This is a genomic window from Pedobacter petrophilus (genome assembly GCF_009674725.1).
Classification (GTDB): Bacteria; Bacteroidota; Bacteroidia; order Sphingobacteriales; family Sphingobacteriaceae; genus Pedobacter; species Pedobacter petrophilus.
The window spans coordinates 42545-61769 of the sequence record NZ_WKKH01000013.1; the positions used below are offsets into that span (position 1 = coordinate 42545).

At 40.4% G+C, this 19225-nt stretch carries 17 protein-coding genes and 1 pseudogene; 10 read left to right on the forward strand and 8 right to left on the reverse strand.

Annotation, left to right across the window (positions count from 1 at the left end; all coding sequences use genetic code 11):
* Positions 1-571: 571 nt before the first annotated feature.
* The 5 genes and pseudogenes from GJU39_RS10365 to GJU39_RS10390 all read left to right on the forward strand — a co-directional run bounded on the left by GJU39_RS10365 (position 572) and on the right by GJU39_RS10390 (position 8353).
* Complete coding sequence (locus tag GJU39_RS10365) at positions 572-5230, forward strand: DUF3320 domain-containing protein (RefSeq protein ID WP_154280725.1); 4659 nt, start codon at positions 572-574, stop codon at positions 5228-5230.
* A gap of 166 nt (positions 5231-5396) precedes the next feature.
* Positions 5397-5816, forward strand: coding sequence for a MarR family winged helix-turn-helix transcriptional regulator (locus GJU39_RS10370; RefSeq protein ID WP_154280726.1), 420 nt, complete (start codon positions 5397-5399; stop codon positions 5814-5816).
* An 89-nt stretch (positions 5817-5905) separates the two neighbouring features.
* Positions 5906-7225 (forward strand): annotated as a pseudogene (locus tag GJU39_RS10375) (aldehyde dehydrogenase family protein).
* 37 nt (positions 7226-7262) lie between these two features.
* The gene (locus tag GJU39_RS10385; RefSeq protein WP_154280729.1) at positions 7263-7685 is read left to right on the forward strand and encodes an organic hydroperoxide resistance protein; all 423 of its coding nucleotides are present in this window, start codon (positions 7263-7265) and stop codon (positions 7683-7685) included.
* Between the two features lie 32 nt (positions 7686-7717).
* On the forward strand, positions 7718-8353 hold the full coding sequence (locus tag GJU39_RS10390; protein WP_154280730.1) for an NAD(P)H-dependent oxidoreductase: 636 nt from the start codon (positions 7718-7720) through the stop codon (positions 8351-8353).
* 141 nt (positions 8354-8494) lie between these two features.
* Here GJU39_RS10390 and GJU39_RS10395 read toward each other — a convergent pair whose 3' ends face one another.
* The 4 genes from GJU39_RS10395 to GJU39_RS10410 form a co-directional block, all read right to left on the reverse strand.
* The gene (locus GJU39_RS10395; protein ID WP_154280731.1) at positions 8495-9001 is read right to left on the reverse strand and encodes a 2'-5' RNA ligase family protein; all 507 of its coding nucleotides are present in this window, start codon (positions 8999-9001) and stop codon (positions 8495-8497) included.
* Positions 9002-9262 carry a hypothetical protein gene (locus tag GJU39_RS10400; protein ID WP_154280732.1) on the reverse strand — a complete coding sequence of 87 codons (261 nt, stop codon included), beginning with the start codon at positions 9260-9262 and terminating at the stop codon, positions 9002-9004.
* Between the two features lie 158 nt (positions 9263-9420).
* Positions 9421-9873 carry a ferritin-like domain-containing protein gene (locus tag GJU39_RS10405; protein WP_154280733.1) on the reverse strand — a complete coding sequence of 151 codons (453 nt, stop codon included), beginning with the start codon at positions 9871-9873 and terminating at the stop codon, positions 9421-9423.
* Positions 9874-9960: 87 nt separating this feature from the next.
* On the reverse strand, positions 9961-10149 hold the full coding sequence (locus GJU39_RS10410) for a DUF3606 domain-containing protein (RefSeq protein ID WP_154280735.1): 189 nt from the start codon (positions 10147-10149) through the stop codon (positions 9961-9963).
* Between the two features lie 245 nt (positions 10150-10394).
* On the opposite strand from GJU39_RS10410, the gene GJU39_RS10415 reads away from it, so the two are divergent.
* The 5 genes from GJU39_RS10415 to GJU39_RS10435 all read left to right on the forward strand — a co-directional run bounded on the left by GJU39_RS10415 (position 10395) and on the right by GJU39_RS10435 (position 16056).
* Positions 10395-11294 (forward strand): SDR family oxidoreductase, encoded by a 900-nt coding sequence (locus tag GJU39_RS10415; RefSeq protein ID WP_154280737.1) that lies wholly within the window; start codon positions 10395-10397, stop codon positions 11292-11294.
* A 156-nt stretch (positions 11295-11450) separates the two neighbouring features.
* Positions 11451-12545, forward strand: coding sequence for a glycosyltransferase (locus GJU39_RS10420; protein ID WP_154280739.1), 1095 nt, complete (start codon positions 11451-11453; stop codon positions 12543-12545).
* Complete coding sequence (locus GJU39_RS10425) at positions 12542-13687, forward strand: acyl-CoA dehydrogenase family protein (protein WP_154280741.1); 1146 nt, start codon at positions 12542-12544, stop codon at positions 13685-13687. Before GJU39_RS10420 ends, GJU39_RS10425 begins: the two co-directional genes overlap by 4 nt.
* Entirely contained in the window at positions 13677-15002 is a 1326-nt protein-coding gene (locus GJU39_RS10430) for a bifunctional PIG-L family deacetylase/class I SAM-dependent methyltransferase (RefSeq protein ID WP_154280743.1), read from the forward strand. The genes GJU39_RS10425 and GJU39_RS10430 overlap by 11 nt, the downstream gene beginning before the upstream one ends.
* 4 nt (positions 15003-15006) lie before the next feature.
* A complete protein-coding gene (locus tag GJU39_RS10435; protein WP_154280745.1) occupies positions 15007-16056 on the forward strand; it encodes a glycosyltransferase in 1050 nt (349 codons plus the stop codon).
* Here the strand turns inward: GJU39_RS10435 and GJU39_RS10440 are convergent, their stop codons facing one another.
* The 4 genes from GJU39_RS10440 to GJU39_RS10455 form a co-directional block, all read right to left on the reverse strand.
* Positions 16057-16869: a glycosyltransferase family 2 protein gene (locus GJU39_RS10440; protein ID WP_154280746.1), complete on the reverse strand. Its 813-nt coding sequence runs from the start codon at positions 16867-16869 to the stop codon at positions 16057-16059.
* Positions 16870-16882: 13 nt separating this feature from the next.
* Positions 16883-18088 (reverse strand): glycosyltransferase, encoded by a 1206-nt coding sequence (locus GJU39_RS10445; protein ID WP_154280748.1) that lies wholly within the window; start codon positions 18086-18088, stop codon positions 16883-16885.
* A gap of 172 nt (positions 18089-18260) precedes the next feature.
* Positions 18261-18527 carry a hypothetical protein gene (locus GJU39_RS10450; protein WP_154280750.1) on the reverse strand — a complete coding sequence of 89 codons (267 nt, stop codon included), beginning with the start codon at positions 18525-18527 and terminating at the stop codon, positions 18261-18263.
* 21 nt (positions 18528-18548) lie between these two features.
* Positions 18549-18938: a response regulator gene (locus tag GJU39_RS10455; protein ID WP_154280751.1), complete on the reverse strand. Its 390-nt coding sequence runs from the start codon at positions 18936-18938 to the stop codon at positions 18549-18551.
* Positions 18939-19225: the final 287 nt, after the last annotated feature.

Genomic DNA, 19225 nt, shown 5'->3' on the forward strand with positions numbered 1-19225 from the left:
GAAAGATCGTCATCGTTAATCTTTCAGGCTGAACTGCCTAGTACAAGTATAGTGATATTCAAATATAAAAACAATGTTTAAAAGGTAAATAGCACAGGCCTGCAAAATCCACTGCAGGCCTGTAATTAGATAGTGTCCTCAATCTAATTTAAAGACAGTAAGTGTAACAAAAATAGTTAGGCGTATTTATATGTATTTTGAAATTAATTGCATATTTATTTATTCAAATTCTACAGGATGTGTTGTATCTTAACCTTTAAAGGCAATCAACCCGCAGTATGTTGAACAGGATTGTTTCTGTTTTTACCCTTCCGTTAATTAATGCATTGATATTTGTCAATAATGATATTTTAGAAGGACATAAAAAAAGCGCTATCAAGTCCAACGATAGGTTACGGAAAACCGGAAATTATTCCTGGAGTGTTTGAATAAATTTGCTTGGTAAGCTGTTGTCAGAAACGTTTTAAGCCTAAACCGCTTGGTCGCATTGATTAATTATCACGTCAAAAAATATATTGGTATATCCAGTATATTTGAAGATATTAGAATGATCTACACATAAGAAATAAACATGCAGGAATCCATCCTTCCAAAATTAGAAGCTTCGAGAAAAGAATTACTGGATTTAGGTATGCGTAACACGCTCCTGAATTATAAAATGCCAAAAGCAAGAGGCATCCATGTCATTCAGGAAAAAGCCGTTTCTATCTTTGAAATTATTGTCCGCCAAAATAAGGCCATGACTTTTCTAAGCCGGCCCGGAAAGGATGACGACGATGCGATAGAATGGCCCGAGATAACCAAAGAGGAACTCGAAAGTGCCTATCAGGATACCCGCCTGCAAACGAGCGAGACGGAACAAAAACTGCAAACAAAAATTCTTAATACTTATTATTTTGCCCGTACCAGCATAGAGGAGCAGGGTGTAAATATCTTGTATTTATCTTTGGGAATGCTCAATTGGTATGAGCAGGGGAACACTTCAGAGCCACGCCAGGCACCATTATTATTAGTTCCGGTCACCTTGGAGAGATCAAGTGCAAGTGAACGTTTCAGGCTAAAGTACACTGGCGGCGAAATCGGGGCCAATCTATCGCTGCAGGCAAAAATGATGGCAGATTTTAATATCACCATTCCGGATCTGGGGGATATTGAGGATTTCGACCTCAAAGCCTATACGGATGATATAGCAACGAGAGTGAAACACCATGCATTATGGAATATAGATCAGGATGCTATTGAACTAGGATTCTTCTCATTCGGTAAATTTATGATCTACCACGATCTGGACAGTAACAAATGGCCGGAAGATGAAAAGCCAGGTACACATGCTATTTTAAATTCGCTCTTTGGTGCCGGTTTCACAGATGCGCAACCCACTGCCAACGATGACCATAACTTAGATAAGGAAACAAATGCTCATGAGCTTTTTCAGGTAGTAGATGCAGATAGCTCTCAGGTACTGGCAATGCTGGCCGTACATGAAGGCCGGAATTTGGTAATTCAGGGGCCTCCGGGAACGGGAAAATCTCAAACCATTACTAATCTTATTGCAAATGCAGTAGGCCAGGGGAAAAAAGTGCTTTTCGTAGCCGAAAAAATGGCTGCTTTAGAGGTAGTTAAGCGTCGTCTTGATTCTATTAACCTGGGCGAAGCTTGTTTAGAACTGCATAGTCACAAATCCAACAAAAAGGAACTTCATGCAGAATTAAAACGGGTTTTAGAACTCGGTAAACCCGCACTTACCCATCTTCAAAATGAGCTGGTGGAGTTGGATGCTTATCGCGGCAAGCTAAATGGTTACTGTAATTCAATTAACCGGGAAATTGGTAAAAGTGGATTATCGGGTCAGAAAGTAATTGGTTATTTACTGCAGATTGCCGATGCCTATAAAGATATCAAAATCGTAAACATACCAATTACCGATCTGGATGGCTGGGATATGATTCAAATGAGCCGTGCAGAAAAAAGAGCTGAAGAAATTTCCGCCAGGTTAAAGGAGATCGGCGTTCCGGCTGAATTGATATTTTATGGAACAAAGATTAAAGTTTTATTGACACATGAACAAGAAGCTTATCAGTCACTGATTAATAGTGCTTTGATTGCGACAAAAAATATAGATCAGGTTGCAAAAGATGCTGCTGCCTGGTTGTTGATGCCAGAGCCTGGTGCTTCCTCAGAAATTAAAAACCTGGTAGAAGTAGCAAAAGTTGTTGCTTCCCGACCTGATTTAAGAGAAATAGCGGTTGCAGATTCGGCCTGGAGTACTAATTATGAAGATATTCGTGATATGCTGGAAACCGGAGAAAGGCTTGCCAATTTAAGGCAATCTTACGAAGAGATTTTATTGCCGGAAGCCTGGAATCAGAATGTGCTTCAAATTCGTCAAAACCTGATTTCACACGGAGAAAAATGGTATAAGTTTATTATTGGTGATTATAAAAGAAGTGTAAAGGAGTTGGCCTCTTTTACTAAAGTAGCTTTACCTGGCGATCTAAATGGAAAACTAAAATACATTGATGATATTTTAGAAGCCAACAGATTAAGTGCTGAACTGGCAGAATATGAGCCGCTTGCACAAAGACTTTTTGGAAGCCGCTGGCAAAAATTAAAGACCCGCTGGCAAGAACTAAATCAGATTTTATCTTTTGTTTCCAAAGTTCAAAAAGGCATCTCCAATAGGATTTATCCCGAAACATTGATAAATGTTTTAATCCGAAACGATCAGCCGGGCCTCGCATCAGATTGGATTGAAAAATTAACTGCTATTGCAGCCCATCAGCAGGCAGATTTTGATGCGCTTTTAACAAGACTTAATTTTGATGATCACCTGATTACTGACAATAAAAAACTTTTACTCCTGAATTTTAAGGGTCAGCAAGAATTATTGCAATTGTGGTCTGATCGTTTTGTAGAGATTCACCATGCCATTCAATGGAATAATTTAGTTGAGACAAGTGAAACAGAGGGTTTTGGCGACTTAACTAAATTTGCCACTATATGGGAGCATGCAGCTTCATACCTAAAGGTGGCTTTACAGAAAACCTGGTATGAGCATTTAATAACGCAGGTGATGAATGAAAGACCACCTTTACGGGGTTTTGAGCGTGCGAGTCACGAAGATAGTATTGAGAAGTTTAAGACACTTGACGTGCTCAATCTCGTTTACAACCGGGCCAGGGTTGCATTGAAACATTATGAAGCATTGCCTAAGCCGGAGGGCGGCGGACAAATGAGCGTTTTAAGAACGGAGTTTAACCGAAAAGCCAGGCATTTACCCATTAGAAGATTGATGCAGGAGGCAGGATTGGCCATTCAGGCCATCAAGCCGGTGTTTATGATGAGTCCGATGTCAATTGCCAGCTTCCTTCCGCCCGGAGAAATAGAATTTGATCTGGTAATTTTCGATGAAGCCAGTCAGGTGCGCCCGGTAGAAGCATTAGGTGCAATATTGAGGGGGAAACAATTAGTTGTTGTGGGCGATACCAAACAGTTGCCACCAACCAGTTTCTTCGATAAGTTGAACACAGAAACGGAAGATGAAGACAATGTAACCGCAGATATGCAGAGTATTTTGGGCATGACGGACAGTCAGGGTGCACCGCAACGGATGTTACGCTGGCACTATAGAAGCAGGCATGAATCTTTGATCAGTTTGTCTAACCACGAATTTTACGAAAATAAGCTGGTGGTATTTCCGAGCCCGGGATCTAAACATAAAATGGGTTTAGCTTTTCATCACCTGCCGGATGCGGTATATGACCGGGGTAAAACCAGAAGCAATCCAAAAGAAGCGGAGACGGTTGCGGAAGCTGTTATTCAGCATGCGCTGCACAATCCAAAACAAAGTCTTGGTGTGGTTGCCTTTAGCACTTCGCAAATGCAGGCTATTCAAACTGCATTGGAGTTAAAGCGACGGAAAAATCCGGAAGTTGAAAACTTCTTCAGAAGCCATAGTGATGAGCCTTTCTTTGTGAAGAATCTGGAAAATGTACAGGGAGATGAGCGCGATGTGATTTTCATCAGCATTGGCTACGGCCGAATTGAAGACGGCAAAGTGCCGATGAGCTTTGGGCCCTTAAATAATGAAGGCGGAGAAAGACGGTTAAACGTTTTGATTACCAGGGCAAAATACAGGTGTGAGGTTTTTGCCAATATTACTGCGGATGATATTACCACCACCGCCACTACCAAATTCGGTATTCGTGCCCTGAAGAGTTTCCTTTATTTTGCTCAACATGGCAAGTTTGATGTTGATCAGGATGTGCCGGTATTGACTGAACGTCCGTTTGAAAAAATGGTTGCCGATCGGTTAGCTGGAGCAGGATATACGGTAAGAAACAAAGTGGGATCCGAAGGTTTTTATATCGACCTCGCAGTTGTTGATCCGGATCATCCCGGAAGGTATTTAATCGGAATCGACTGTGATGGGGAGTCTTATGGAAAATCTAAATCAGCCCGGGATCGTGATCGCTTGCGTAAACAGGTTTTACATGGAATCGGCTGGAAAATGTTCCATCTTTGGAGTACAGAATGGTACCGTGATCCGGAAAGGGAATTTCAGCGGTTGCTCGAATTTATCACGGCAGTTAAAGCGCAAACCTCACTTGATGATCAGGTAGAGGAAGAAATTCATTCAGAACGCAATGCGCTAATCAGAGAAGTACCGGAAGAAGTAGATTTACGGATTCCTATGTATAAAACGGCAAATTTGATTATAGATCAGCCAGTTGATGAACTGCATCTAATTCCGTTTGGTAAGCTCGGGAACTGGATTGCCTCAATAGTAGAGGAGGAGAGTCCGGTGCATTTTGAAGAAATGTCTAGAAGGATTGCTGAAGCAGTAGGGATTGCTAAAATGGGATCTAGAATCCGTTACACCCTAGAAGCGGCTGTGAATTTTGCCGTTACAGAAGGTTTGGTTGTTAAAAAAGATGACTTTTTATGGCATCCGGCCATGGAACTTGCGATTATTCGTGATCGATCAGGTTTGAGTAGCGCATCCAAAAAACTCGCATATATTGCTCCGGAAGAAATGACTTTAGCAATTGTTAAAATCGTAAGTGAATCAATTGCCATTCAGCCAGATGTAGCAGCGCACCTAATTGTAAAGATGTTCGGTTTTAGTAGGGTAACTGAAGAAATAAAGAAAGAGTTATTGCGTTTGCTGGATCTGAACGTAAGTTTAGGGAAAATAAAAAAAGATGGCGAGGTGTTGAAAGAAATTTAAATAACAACCATTAAACGCAAAAGTCATCGCTTCTAACTAAAGCGCAAGGCTTGCCGTGGTGTGAAGTAATCTACCCTGCCAGAAAAGTCCATTCAAAAAAAGCTTTTACATAAATTATACACAATTATATTGTGCACAACCTATATTTGTATGGTAGTGATCAATTATGAACAACATTTTAAAGTTAGAAAATCAAGTTTGCTTTCCGGTATATGCTTTCTCCAGGGAAGTGACAAACCTTTATAAGCCATTTTTAGATAAACTAAATTTAACCTATCCTCAATACCTGGTGATGTTGATTCTCTGGGAAGAGAAACAGCAAACGGTTAACCAGCTTGGTGAAAAGCTTTATCTGGATAGCGGAACGCTTACCCCGCTTTTAAAAAGAATGGAACACAAGGGGGTTTTAACGAGAACCCGCAGCAGAGCAGATGAAAGAGTCGTTTTGATTGCTACTACAGAGATTGGCGAGAAGATGCAGGAACAGGCGGCACTCATTCCTGAACAACTCGTCGCTGCGTTGGGGCTCTCTATAGATGAATTGCAACAGTTAAAGAAAATAGTGAATAAAGCGCTATTAAGATAAATAAGGCTAGCTAATTAGCCTGCCATAATAAGAAGATGAGGAGTGTTTTTTATTGACCACATTCCTTAGTCTTCAGAAAACAGAATAAGATGAATTTAATAGATGAACAACGAATTTCCGAAATATTTAAAAAACAAAAAGCATTCTTCGCCTCAAGGAAAACGCAGCCCATTGCCTACAGAATAGAACAATTAAAGAATTTCAGATCAGTGTTCGTTGCCCATACCGATGCGATTTGTGAGGCATTAATGGCAGATTTGGGCAAGAATAGAAAAGAAGCAGAATATGCAGAGGTTCAGCTTGTTTTAGATGAGCTGGATTACTGCATTGAAAATATTGAAGAATGGGCTCGGCCAGTCAGCGTTCCATCTAAACCCCGGCCTGGTGGCGAAACCGTTTTAAGTAAACTTACCCATCAGCCATTTGGCGTAACCTATATTATAGGCCCATTTAATTATCCGGTTCAGTTAACGTTTATTCCGCTAATTGGTGCACTGATCACCGGGAATACAGCAATCCTTAAGCCATCAGAAAATACACCTGAAGTTGCAAAGGTAATTGCTGAAATCATATCTGAAGCCTTCCAGCCGGAATACGTTGCGGTAGTGCAAGGGGCTATCGAAGAAAATACTTTGCTTCTTACTTTTCCATTTGATTATATCTTTTTTACCGGAAGTGCCAATGTTGGCAAAATTGTGATGGCTGCTGCAGCAAAACAACTCATTCCATTAACACTGGAGCTGGGCGGGAAGTCACCGTGCATTGTTCATCATGATGCAAATTTAGACCTTGCAGCAAAACGGATCTCTAGTGGCAAGTGGGCAAATTGCGGACAAACCTGTGTGGCTCCTGATTATGTTTATGTACACGAAGAAGTAAAAGATGCGCTAATTGTTAAGCTTAAGGAATATTTAAAAGAGACTTATCAGGATCAAACGCTGGGAAAAATAGGAAAAGTGGTATCACAAAATCAGATTAAAAATCTGGCTGGATATATTGCTGCTGCGCCAGAAAAATTAGTTTACGGTGGAAACTATGATTTAGAAACCCGCCATTTTGAGGCTACATTGCTAGACGAAGTAACCTAGGATGATGCTGTGATGCAGCAGGAAATTTTTGGTCCGGTTCTGCCTTTCCTAACTTACAGCGATATTGATGAAGCTTTGAAAGAAATCAATAACAGACCAAAACCACTGGCCTTATACGTGTTTTCTGAAGATCAGGAATTTGCAGATCATGTTTTGGATCATACCTCGAGCGGCGATGCAGAAATCAACAGTACCTTAATTCATGTGGGCACGCATCTCCTTCCTTTTGGCGGTGTTGGCGCTTCGGGCTTTGGAAAGTATCACGGTAAATTCAGCTTTGAAACATTCAGCCATCGGAGGGCTGTGCTTCAACTTAAATAATTCACAAATATCAAATTACCAATAAATAAAAATCATAATGAAAGTTTTATATACTGCAGAAGCAACTGCAACAGGTGGCCGTAACGGTCACATTAAAAGCGATAACGGAATTCTTGATGTTGAGGTACGCATGCCAAAAGCATTGGGCGGTGCTGATGATAATTATACAAATCCTGAACAATTATTTGCAGGGGGTTACGCTGCATGTTTCGATAGTGCACTTAATTTAATCATCAAACAAGGAAAAGTATCGACCGGTGAAACCAGTGTTAAAGCAAATGTAAGCATCGGTCAGATTGATAACGGAGGCTTCGGTCTGTCAGTAGCATTAGCCGTAAATATTCCGGAAGTAAGTGCCGAAGAAGCACAGGCATTAGCAGATCAGGCACACCAGATTTGTCCGTATTCTAACGCGACCCGAGGAAATATTGAGGTAACCATTACGGTTACCAATCACTAATTAATAAAAGTAGTTTAAATAAAAACAATAAAATGGGATTATTAGAATCATTGCAGTGGAGATATGCCGCTAAAAAATACGATCCGTCGAAAAAAGTAAGCGAGGAAAACATAGATAAAATTGTAGAGGCTGCGAGATTAGCGCCAACTTCATCAGGCTTACAACAATTCAGGGTTTTGGTGGTGTCTAACCCCGAACTCAAAAAAAAACTTAGCGAAAATGCGCTTAATCCGGAGGTGATGGTAGACTGCTCTCATGTACTGGTTTTTGCCGCATGGGATAATTATACAGCGGAGCGTATAGATGCCATTTATGATCGTACTACAGACGAGAGAGAATTGCCTAGAGGACGCTTCTCCAGTTACACTGATAAAATCAAGGGCCTTTATTTGAACGAAGCTGCTGAGAAAAATTTTGTACACACAGCGCACCAGTCTTATATTGGTTTTGCGATGTCTATTGCAATGGCAGCAGAATTAGAGGTGGATAGTACACCTGCTGAAGGTTTCGATAGTGCCTTGGTTGATGAAGTACTTGGTTTGAAGGAAAAAGGACTTCGTAGCGTTACGCTATTATATCTTGGATATCGCGATAGTGAAGGAGATTGGTTGGCTGGAATGAAAAAAGTCCGCAATCCGAAATCAGAATTCGTGATAGAATATCGTTAATTATTTAAAAGGGAGGGTGGAAGTTCTCCCTTTGCTTTAAACCCGGCTACGTCCTGAGCTTCAGTTCGTTCAAAGCCGTTTACAAAAGAACATCTTTGATTATTGCACGTCTTCTTTAATTCAACTCGGCTTAACTTTTATCTAAATCTGCTGACCGAAAGAAAAGCTTTTAGCATGTTCCCATGGTCCGCCGAGATAATACCACAAGTCTAAACCTGTGGCAGTAACCTTAAACGGGGTGAAATTTTCTTTTATTTTTACCAGCAACGCCCTGGCCAGTGATGAATCTACTTTGTTCTGGATGGTAATATGCGGTCTGTAACCTTGCCGGTCTTGTAGAATTAAATCATTCTTGAAAAGATTGGAAAGATGCCGATGCATTTCACTAAGTATTTTGCTCTCTATGGCGTAAGCAACACCATTGCCAATGTTTATTGGTTTGGTAACCTCGAGTTGAAAAGGTTGTTGAACTAATGTTGAGAGGCTTTCAATGACATAATCCTCATCTGGCAATTTATGAAAAAGAGTGAGGTGTGCATTTAGATAATTAATTGCCGGAGGGAAATGAAGCTGACGTTGTTCGTCAAAAAAAGCCTGATTTTCAGCATCCAGCTTAAGGGTTAGAATATAAGTTTTAAGGGGTTCCATTTAATCGTCAGAACAGGAAATTATATTTGGATGGCGGTCCTCTATTTCATCCGCCAGCTGGCCAAGTAATCCTTCATCAAATCCTCCTGTATTCTTGCAAATGTTCAATATATTATTGCGGTCAGGTTCAAATGAAGCAACCATTTTACCTTCATAAAATATGCTGTACTTACAAGTTTCCCCATCTCTAAAAGGAAACTGGCCAACTAAAAACTCATAGGTGGTATTGTCAGCATCATATTTAATACTATATTTTTCCATGTTAAAGTGAATTTTGACGTTCTTAGATAAGTGGTTACTTTTTTAAAAGCAAAAAAGAACTATAAAATTAAGCCCATCGATAGTGGCTTAAACAAGATTTGTTCAAACGCTCGACGGGCTTAATATGACAGTTTAAATAAACAGAAATCTTCCGTTTATTAAGCTTTTGCAGCCTTCAAAGAAGTAATCTCTGTTAACGCATTTTGAATGCCATCTCTTTGTTTATTTAAAAGACTTAAATGATCGGCATGAGTGGCAGTATCCTGTAACAAAGCATCATATTTTTCAATCGCCGCTTTTTCTCCAGTTTCAATAGCACCTAATATGGCTACATCTTCTTTGCTGCTTAATGCTTCTTTAATGTCGATCCATGTTCTGTGAATTGCACCTAAAATGCCACCTTCACTATTATCAGATTCACCGCCATGTGAAGCTAAATGCGCTTTAAGTTCTAATTCATATGCTTTTCGTTCAGCAGCATATTTCAAGAAAATTGCTTTTAAATCTAAACTTTCTGTAGTTTCGGCAGCCGATTCATAACCTTCTTTTCCGTCATTTAAAATTGATACTAAACCTTTAAGGTCGCTGATAATCTCGTTATTATTTTCCATGTTTTTTATAGGTAGATTTCCATAAACAACGGAAGGTCATGGCAAATTGTTTTGAATATTTCGGATCCTTTAAGTTCGAACTATTAATTAATCACCGGCATGGTCTTCGATATATTTAGCAATCGCCTGTCTGCCGTTTGTGCCTGCGGCCTTTGCATATTCCTTATATTTCTCAGAACTGATGCCAGCTTGCTGCGCAGCATAGGAGACTTCATTTGGATCGTTCAGATCTACTTTAGCATCATCACGACCATCTTGTTTTTTCTTATTATCCATAATTGAGGAACAAAATCTCCTGTATTAAGGTTTAGAAAATATCCATCGCCAAGAAATAATTTACCTCAATCGCCAGATATCTGAATTAACCAGGCACTATTGGTTTTCAGATTATCTGAACAATTAACAAATTATTGGTGTTTTAAAAGGAAGTATGCGGCTTCTTTGCTAAATGCTTACCAAATAAATAGACTTGGCCAGGTATTGATTTGGGGAATTAATTGGCCGGAAGAAAAAACACAGACATGCTTGAACAAGATCAAAAACCATTAGTAAATCCACTAAATAGATATCCAAAACCACCATTCGTTAAACAGCCACAGGAAGTGCCTGGGTTAGCATCTAAAATGGATCCGGTTCCGGATCATGGAGAAAAAAGTTATAAAGGATCAGGAAGACTTTTAGGTCGAAAAGCCTTGATTACCGGCGGAGATTCAGGAATAGGGCGTGCCGCTGCCATTGCTTATGCCAGGGAAGGTGCGGATGTAGTTATTAATTATTTACCGCAGGAACAATCGGATGCTGATGAGGTGCTTGCGCTTATTGAAGAAGCCGGAAGAAAAGGATTTGGCATTCCCGGCGACATCACTACAGAAGAATTTTGTAAATCTTTAGTTGAGCAGGCTGCAGAAAAGTTGGGAGGAATAGATATCCTGGTAAACAACGCAGGGCATCAACAAGCAGTTGATTCACTTCTTGATATCAGTGCAGAAGATTTTGATACGACAATGAAAACTAATGTTTATGCACCATTCTGGATCACCAAAGCCGCATTGCCTATTCTGCCGGAGGGAGCCGTAATTATTGCTACCAGTTCCGTTCAGGCTTATGATCCATCAGAAAATCTGTTCGATTATGCACAGACAAAAGCCGCTAACGTAGCCTTTGTTAAATCACTCGCCAAACAGCTTGGTCCAAAAGGAATTCGCGTAAACGGAGTGGCCCCGGGCCCGGTTTGGACGCCTTTACAAACCAGCGGAGGTCAACCCCAGGATGCGATCGTAAATTTTGGCGAGGTTACACCACTTGGCCGTCCGGGGCAACCCGCAGAATTGGCTTCAATTTACGTACAGCTTGCAGATAGCGACGCAAGTTATGCAACTGGTCAGATTTATGGTGCTGCCGGTGGAAACGGACATCCATAAAATGACATTATAATTTATTAAAGCTTCTCTTACCGGAGAGGCTTTTTTTGTGTTTAATTTCGGGTTATATTTAATGATGATCAAAAATGTAAAACCATCAATCGAAATATTTGTCTAAATAAAGACATTCAATCACCACTAATTGCTAAGATATATATGAGGATAGGTATTATCGCCCACCTGAAGCATCCTATTTCTGCTCCTTTTGCAGGAGGCCTTGAGGTTTTTACCCATGAAATTACCCGAAGACTGGTTGCCCGGGGCCATGATGTAATATTGTTTGCCAGTTCAAGCTCCGACGAAAATCTCCCTGTTGATCCGATTTTATCGGATGAAGGCTACGACAATAAAACCGGAATGCGCATTAAACTTCGCGATTTACCATCAGAATATATTGCCGAACATCATGCTTATTTTGGCCTGATGTCGAAAATTGATGACTATAATTTAGATATTATTTTCAACAACAGCTTACACTACATTCCAATTACCATGGCGAATACGTTGAGCACACCAATGCTCACGGTTTTGCATACGCCACCATTTTACGAGTTGAAACTTGCTATCAAAGCAGAGCGAAAAAATCCGGTAATTCGATACGTTACAGTGTCGAAACAGAGCGCGGTTAACTGGGATAAGATTGTTTCTGGCTGCGAGGTGATTGAAAATGGAATCGACCTTAATCAGTGGAAGTCTGAAACAAAAACCAGTGAGCAACCTTACGCTGTTTGGTTCGGACGGATTCACCCGGACAAAGGTCTGCATTTAGCCATTCAGGCCGCAGAAATTGCCGGCATTTCACTTAAAGTAGCGGGTGGAATTGCTGATCAGCGGTATTTTAAAGATAAGGTTGCTGAGCTAATCGACGAGAACGTAGAACTTTTAGGTCTTCAGGATCAGAAGTCATTAAATGCGTTGATTTGTGGTGCCAGTGTTTGTATCGTAAGTCCATGCTGGCAGGAGCCCTTCGGTTTAGTGGTTGCAGAAGCCTTAAGTTGTGGTACGCCGGTTGCCGGTTTTAAAATGGGCGCATTGCCTGAAATAGTAGCGGAAGGAAGTGGAATCCTGGTGGATTTTCCTAATATACATGATTTGGCAGGAGCTATAAAAGGTTGCTTAAAACTAGATCGAAAAGCCGTTAGTGATTATGCAAGAGGAAGATTCAGTATAGAAAAAATGATGGATAAATATGAAGAAATGCTTACCGAGGTTGCACAAAGCAAAATTAAACAGGATTTCTTAGCAATATGAGACAGGAGATTACCGATGAGTTAAGAGAAACTGATCAAACTTCAATTGACCTTGTTTTAAAAAAAATTGCAGAACGGGCGGCCATTACTGAACATCATCCGGACGGGCCAGTTGAAGAATTTAAGTGGCTCCGGGAATGTGGTGCTTTGTCCATTGTATTGCCAGGCCGCTCTCTAGACTTTAATCTCCCGAAAACACCTGAATTGTTGCGTTTATTAAAGGCAGTTGGAAAGGCAAATCTATCTGTAGGAAGAATTTTTGAAGGCCATGTTAATACGCTCTATCTCATTCATCTATATGCTGAAGAAGAACAGCGGCAAAAATGGTATAAAGAGGTAGAAGAAAGAGGCTATTTATTTGGCGTTTGGAATACCCAGGCCGCTGATGGCATTTCATTTCTTGCAGATGGTTCCGATTTCATCATTAAAGGAAGTAAAACTTTTTGCTCTGGCGCAGCGATCGTGAACCGTGCGTTAATTTCCGGTGATATTGATCGAAATGGCGAAAAAGGCTGGCAACTTTTGATCATTAATATGGAAGATCTTCCTCAGGGAAGGATTGACCGGAAAAGCTGGAAACCGCTTGGAATGAAAGCTTCTGGGAGTTACAAAGTTGATTTTAGTGGTTATCGAATCACTGAAAAAGATTTACTGGCCCGGCCAGGAACTTACCTGACGCAACCATATTTTAATGCCGGAGCAATTCGTTTCGCCGCTGTACACCTCGGTGGTGCGGAAGCCATTGCAGAACATACGCTTTCTTACCTCAAAGAGTTGAGAAGGACAGAAGATCCTTTTCAACAAATGCGCATATACAATATCATGAGCGAACTCACTACCGGTCAGCTTTGGCTTAATCGTACAGGAAAATACTACGATAAATGGGTCGCTGCAGAGTCACAAGATCAGGCACTAATCGCCTTTTCAAACATGACCAGAACGGTAATTGAAGAGATTTGTCTAAAAATAATGGATGAGAGCAACCGTTGCGTTGGCGCACGCGGATTGATGGAACCTTTTGCTCTTGAACGCCTTCACCGCGATCTAACCTTTTATTTACGTCAGCCAGCCCCCGATGCAACACGGTTAAAGGCTGCCGAATTTTTTATTCAAAACGATTTTACTTTTGACGATGATATTTGACAAGGCTGCCTTTCGCGCTTCAGCGACAACTATTGATGAAGGCTTCATGGATAGCATAAAGCGATGCCTGGTTTTAGCCCCACATCCAGACGACGAGTCTTTAGGATGTGGAGGATTAATCAGTACATTGGTTGAAAAGGATTGTGCCATACAGGTAATTCTCACGACTGATGGCAGCCAGTCACATCCGCGTTCTGTTGCATATCCGCCAAAACAAATTGCAGATTTGCGTAAGACTGAACTGGTTGTGGCTTTGGAACACCTGGGCTTAGGCGCAGATAATCTTTTTTGTTATGAAAGTAAGGATTCAGCTATGCCTGCCTTGGGCGAAGATGGATTTAATGAACTTTCTCAAAAGCTAGCCAATGATCTTTCTTCGTTTCTTCCACAACTAATTCTGGTACCGTATGAACTTGATCCCCATCGCGACCACCGTGCTACCTTTCAATTGCTTTTTGCAGCTTTGAAAAAAGTACCAGATTACAAACCAAAAATTTGGGAATATCCCATTTGGTTGTACGAAAAGGCCGTTGAAAATGATTGGCCCCAATTAGAAAGTGGCGAACTCAAATGTTTGGATATTACCAGGCACTTAGGCCAAAAACGTGCTGCGATTGATGCACACCAGACGCAAACCACACCGTTAATTCATGATGATCCTAATGGATTTATCCTTACTGAAAAGATGATCAGCAACTTTTTGGTGGATAAGGAATATTTTATCGAACGTAAAAAGTCAAATCCAACAAATACACTTTCTCAGGATTATTTTGAAAAGCTATATAACGAAAATTCAGATCCATGGTCGTTCGAAACAAGTGAATATGAAAGCGCAAAATATGCAGCTACTTTAGCGGCTATCCCGGAAAGAAGATATGCTCAGGCGCTTGAAATTGGTTGCTCTATTGGAGTACTCACCAAGATGTTAAGTAAGAAATGCGATCATTTAATTTCGATGGACATCAGCGAAACCGCACTGCAGAAAGCCCGCGATAGGATGGAAGGAGATCCTGGCGTAAGTTTTATTAATGGAGGAATCCCAACGGATTATCCCCCGCAAAATTTTAATCTGATAGTGATGAGTGAAGTAGGCTATTATCTTTCTAAAGATGATCTTTTAAGGACAAGGGAGCTTATTTTTGATACCCTGGAAGTTGATGGTATTTTAGCATTGGTACATTGGACGCATTTCGTGGCCGACTATCCTTTGACTGGCGATGAGGTACATAATTGTTTTGCAAACCTTGGTCTTTCACATATTAAAGGGTCGCGGACAGCTGATTATCGCCTGGATGTTTATCAAAAACAAAGGTGATGCTATGAAATTTAACATTGCTTTTTACGTCCATCATCATGGTTCGGGGCACATCACCCGGATAGCACAAATTGTAGAAAAGCTAACCGGTTTTGATATTACGCTTTTGGGTAGTAATCTGAAACCTTTTGCGCATTTGCTTGCAGATGATGTTCATTTAATCCACCTTCCAATAGACACCAGAAGTGATCAGGATTTATATTTCCATAATGGTAATGATGTCGAAGCCTTACACTATGCACCTTTAAACGTATCTGGAATTAGTGATCGCATTGCCATGATGACAGATTTCTTCCAGAAAAATCAACCCTTATTAATGGTTGTAGATGTATCAGTGGAAGTTACTTTACTGGCCAGATTAGCAGGCGTACCAACAATTGTAATGAGGCAGCACGGGCATAGGGAAGATCTACCGCATTTAATGGCCTATCAAAGCGCAGAGATGTTATTAGCGCCGTTTTCAAAATCCATTTCACCAATGTCTGCCCAGTGGATTATTGATAAAACCCATTACACAGGTGGTTTTTCAAGGTTCACCCAGGAGAACAACAGTAAAGAAAAGCGCGCTCATGTAGCGGTCATTGTAGGAAGTGGAGGAACATCAATTAACGCAGTCTTTCTCAAGCATTTATCGGAATCTTGTCGAGGTTTTCAATTTTATGTAATCGGACAAATAGATGGCGAGCGCAGTTTACTTACAAATGTAGAATTTTACGGTCATATTGATGATCCAAAAACGGTATTGGATTTATGTACAATGGTCGTTGGCAATACCGGTCACAATACCGTGATGGAAATGGCGAGTCTGGATAAACGTTTCGTCGGCATCCCTGAATCCCGCCCTTTTGACGAACAATTGGATAAGGCGAACGCTATATCTTCTGTTCCCGGTGTGAAAATCGTTTTACCGCAATCGCTTTTTGATACGGATTGGAATACCTTATTGAATGATTTGGAAACAAAGGTGCCAAACTGGGAAGGGATTATTTCAGAAAATGCGCTAAATGATGCTGCAGCCGCAATTGTTGCAGTGGGCAAAAGAATATTTCAATAATTACTTCTTTAAAGTAGCCATTATTTCCTCTTCTGTAGGCATCCTAATTAACCTAAGATCCTGTCCATCCCATTTGATTAAACCCATTTGTTGAAAAGCCTTCAACCAGCCTTCCATCGGCCAGCTATTCCACTTCTGGAAAAATCGATTTGCATTGCCGATGATATCCTCCAGGTGATTAAGCGGTGGCGAAAAACTGTCATGGTATTGGTGATAAGCTTTTGCCGGCACGCATTGGAGCGGAACCTGTTGCTGCTCAGCCGAAAAAGAAAAGTCTGTATCCTCTGCTCCATAACCTTTATATCCCTCATCAAAACCTCCGATTTTTTGGTAAGTTGTTTTTGAACAAGCAAAATTTAGCGACCAAAAAAGCGAATAAGAAATGGTTTCCAAACCTGCCCGGATAGGGTCGGGTGTACTCAAACCTTCCATTCTTGATAAAAAATCGTCCGCGTTTGTCGCACCACTTTTCAGGTAGCTGACCTGTCCGCTTAGCAAGGCATGAGCAGAAATTTGGTTTTTATAGTCAGCAATTAGCGTAGCTGATGGAATGCAGTCAACATCCAAAAAGATTAAGAAATCTCCATTTGCGTTCCTGGCTGCTAAATTTCTGGCAGCAGCAAGCGGTAAATGTGCAGGCTGCATTAAACTGTAGCAATGAACAGGAAAAGGGAGTAACGGCATTTCGCTGGTCGGTTCGTTCATAAAAACAATGACCAGCTCATCTGGTAAAACGGTGCTTTCTGCAAGGCCTTTAATCAAATTACTTAAGGCAGTTTTCCGTCCGGCAACAATCGTTAAAACTGAGATCATATTTATTATCAGTTTAAATAGCGATACTTTGCATTCCTGCAGGCTTATTTGCCGTTATTGTTGATGGAACTGGCTTTGCAAAAGATTTAGAGAAATATTGTCGCACAGAGCTGATCACTTTAGAAACAGGCTCCATGATAATTTTCGCATGGCTGGTAGATAAAAGATGATCCTCAATCTGCTCCCAGAAACTTTCGAAATACTGATTATCGTGTAATGCTGTTGTTAAGGTTTGAAAGTCGATAGCAAGTGCCTTTGCCATTGATTTTAATTCTGCTTGTAACACAGGGCATGATGTGCTGCTCGCCCAGAGCTTTCGAAGTGAATTTTTCACATTCAACTTAAAAATTAAAGTATCTAAAGATTCTACCAGCTGCTGTTCACCTTTGGTACTCATATCCTGCCACTGCTTTAGCTGAACTGAAAAACCAAATTCCACTCTACCATTCAACCTGGAAGAGGTATAGATTTTCACATTTGGCGAATGTCTGATTTTTGCATCAATGCGTTTCAGGCGTTTTCTAAACTCCTCATCTTCAAGATAAGGAATGGCCGGTAATCGGCCGGAACGATCATAGATTTCGCAAGTTACTGCCAAACTTGGGCCGTAACATTGAAAATGCCGCGGCCAGGGATTGGCCGCACACGGATCTAACAAAGATTCCAGGCGACTGGTAAACAAACGATAAGTAACATCCCTTAAATGATGAAGCTTAGACTGTAAAGGTGTATCGCGAGGTAAAATTCTACCACCAACTACATCTACACCATTATCCATCTCTGCCAAAATATGATAAATCCAGGTTGGATCTGCCTGGCTATCTCCATCTGTGGAAACGATTATTCCCCGATCTCCGGCTACCTGCATCAGGCGTTGATAGGCGTTATCCATTAATAACCTTCTTGCCGTACCAATATGTGCAGTTTCACCCTCCAAAGTAATCGGCACAACATGTAAAGAAAATTCAGGATAAGCGATTTGGTAAGCTTCGCAAATTTCGAAAGTTTGATCTGTACAGTTGTTCGCCAATACTAAAACTTCAAAAATGTTATGATCAATTTTATTCCCGGATGGGTTACATTGATTTCTTATTGCATCAAGCGTATCCTGAATACAATCGGCTTCATTTTTTACAGGAATAACAATTGATAAGCGTAATAAAGGATTTATTGGAGTAGTAAAGAGAATTTTATTTTTATCAAATAAAGGTACAATCATAGTGTTTGATTACATGTTTAATACACAACACCGTTATGCTAACAATGTTTTACAATTGTAATGGCATCAGCAGTTGCTGTATAAACAGTTCTAATCTAGCTCATTATGAATGTGAACGTAAATAATATGTTTTTTCTTAAGAGAAGAGCGTGATTTATAGTATATTTCTAAATCAACGGCTTTCAATTTCCGCAATAATCTGATTAATGACCGGCGAATGCAGGGCAATTCGATGACTTTCGGGATCTAGATCACTTTCAAATAATGGAACCTTTTCAATTAATTCATCTAAAGGAAGCAATTGCCAGTCCTCGCCTGGAGGCCTTAAAGCTGCAATAATATGGCCTTGATGGATAATTTCGTAGTATCCGTCAATCTCACTAATCGTCAGTTCAGTATTCTCGCCGTCGAGTTTTACAGTAAGGTTGAAAGGTTGCATGGTATGATAACAGGATTAAATTCATAAAGGTTTCAGCGAAGCGGAAATATCATCAACTTGCAACATATTATTTACCTTTTTTAAAAGTTCAAAAATATCAAAAGGTTTAGTTACAATGCCGTCGTGCTGGCAGGGAACATCAGGAATTTGATGAAGCAATGCTGCAGTCATTAAAATTATTTTTATCTGTCCAGTTTTTTCGTTTGCCTTAATCAGGTTACAAAGCGCTCTTCCGTCGGTACTTTCAAGCAAAATATCCATCAAAATTAAATCAGGCTGAAAATCACGAAGCATTTCCTCCAGTCCTTTTGAGCCAGTGAGAGATCTTGTAGAAAAGCCTTCCTCGTTAAATACAGCGGAAATCATTTCAGCATTAGATAAATTGTCTTCTATGATTAGGATTTTTTTCACAGTTTAGCTAATATATGGAATTTATAATCAGTAAATTAACCTAATATCTTTAAACTATATTTTTTCTTTCTTTCGGGTATTTACCGATAACGATTGAAACCATAGACGGGTACATCAGCGTAACACTACGTGATCCGGGAACCTAACCAGATCTGATATAAAAGTATTACTGAAGTTATAAAACGGCCTAAATGGCCCAAATTGACTTATTTTAACTTAAAAAATTAATTTCTCTGTGTGTCAACGAATTAGCGCCGTGCACTTGCAGAAGTAAATAATGCGTATAA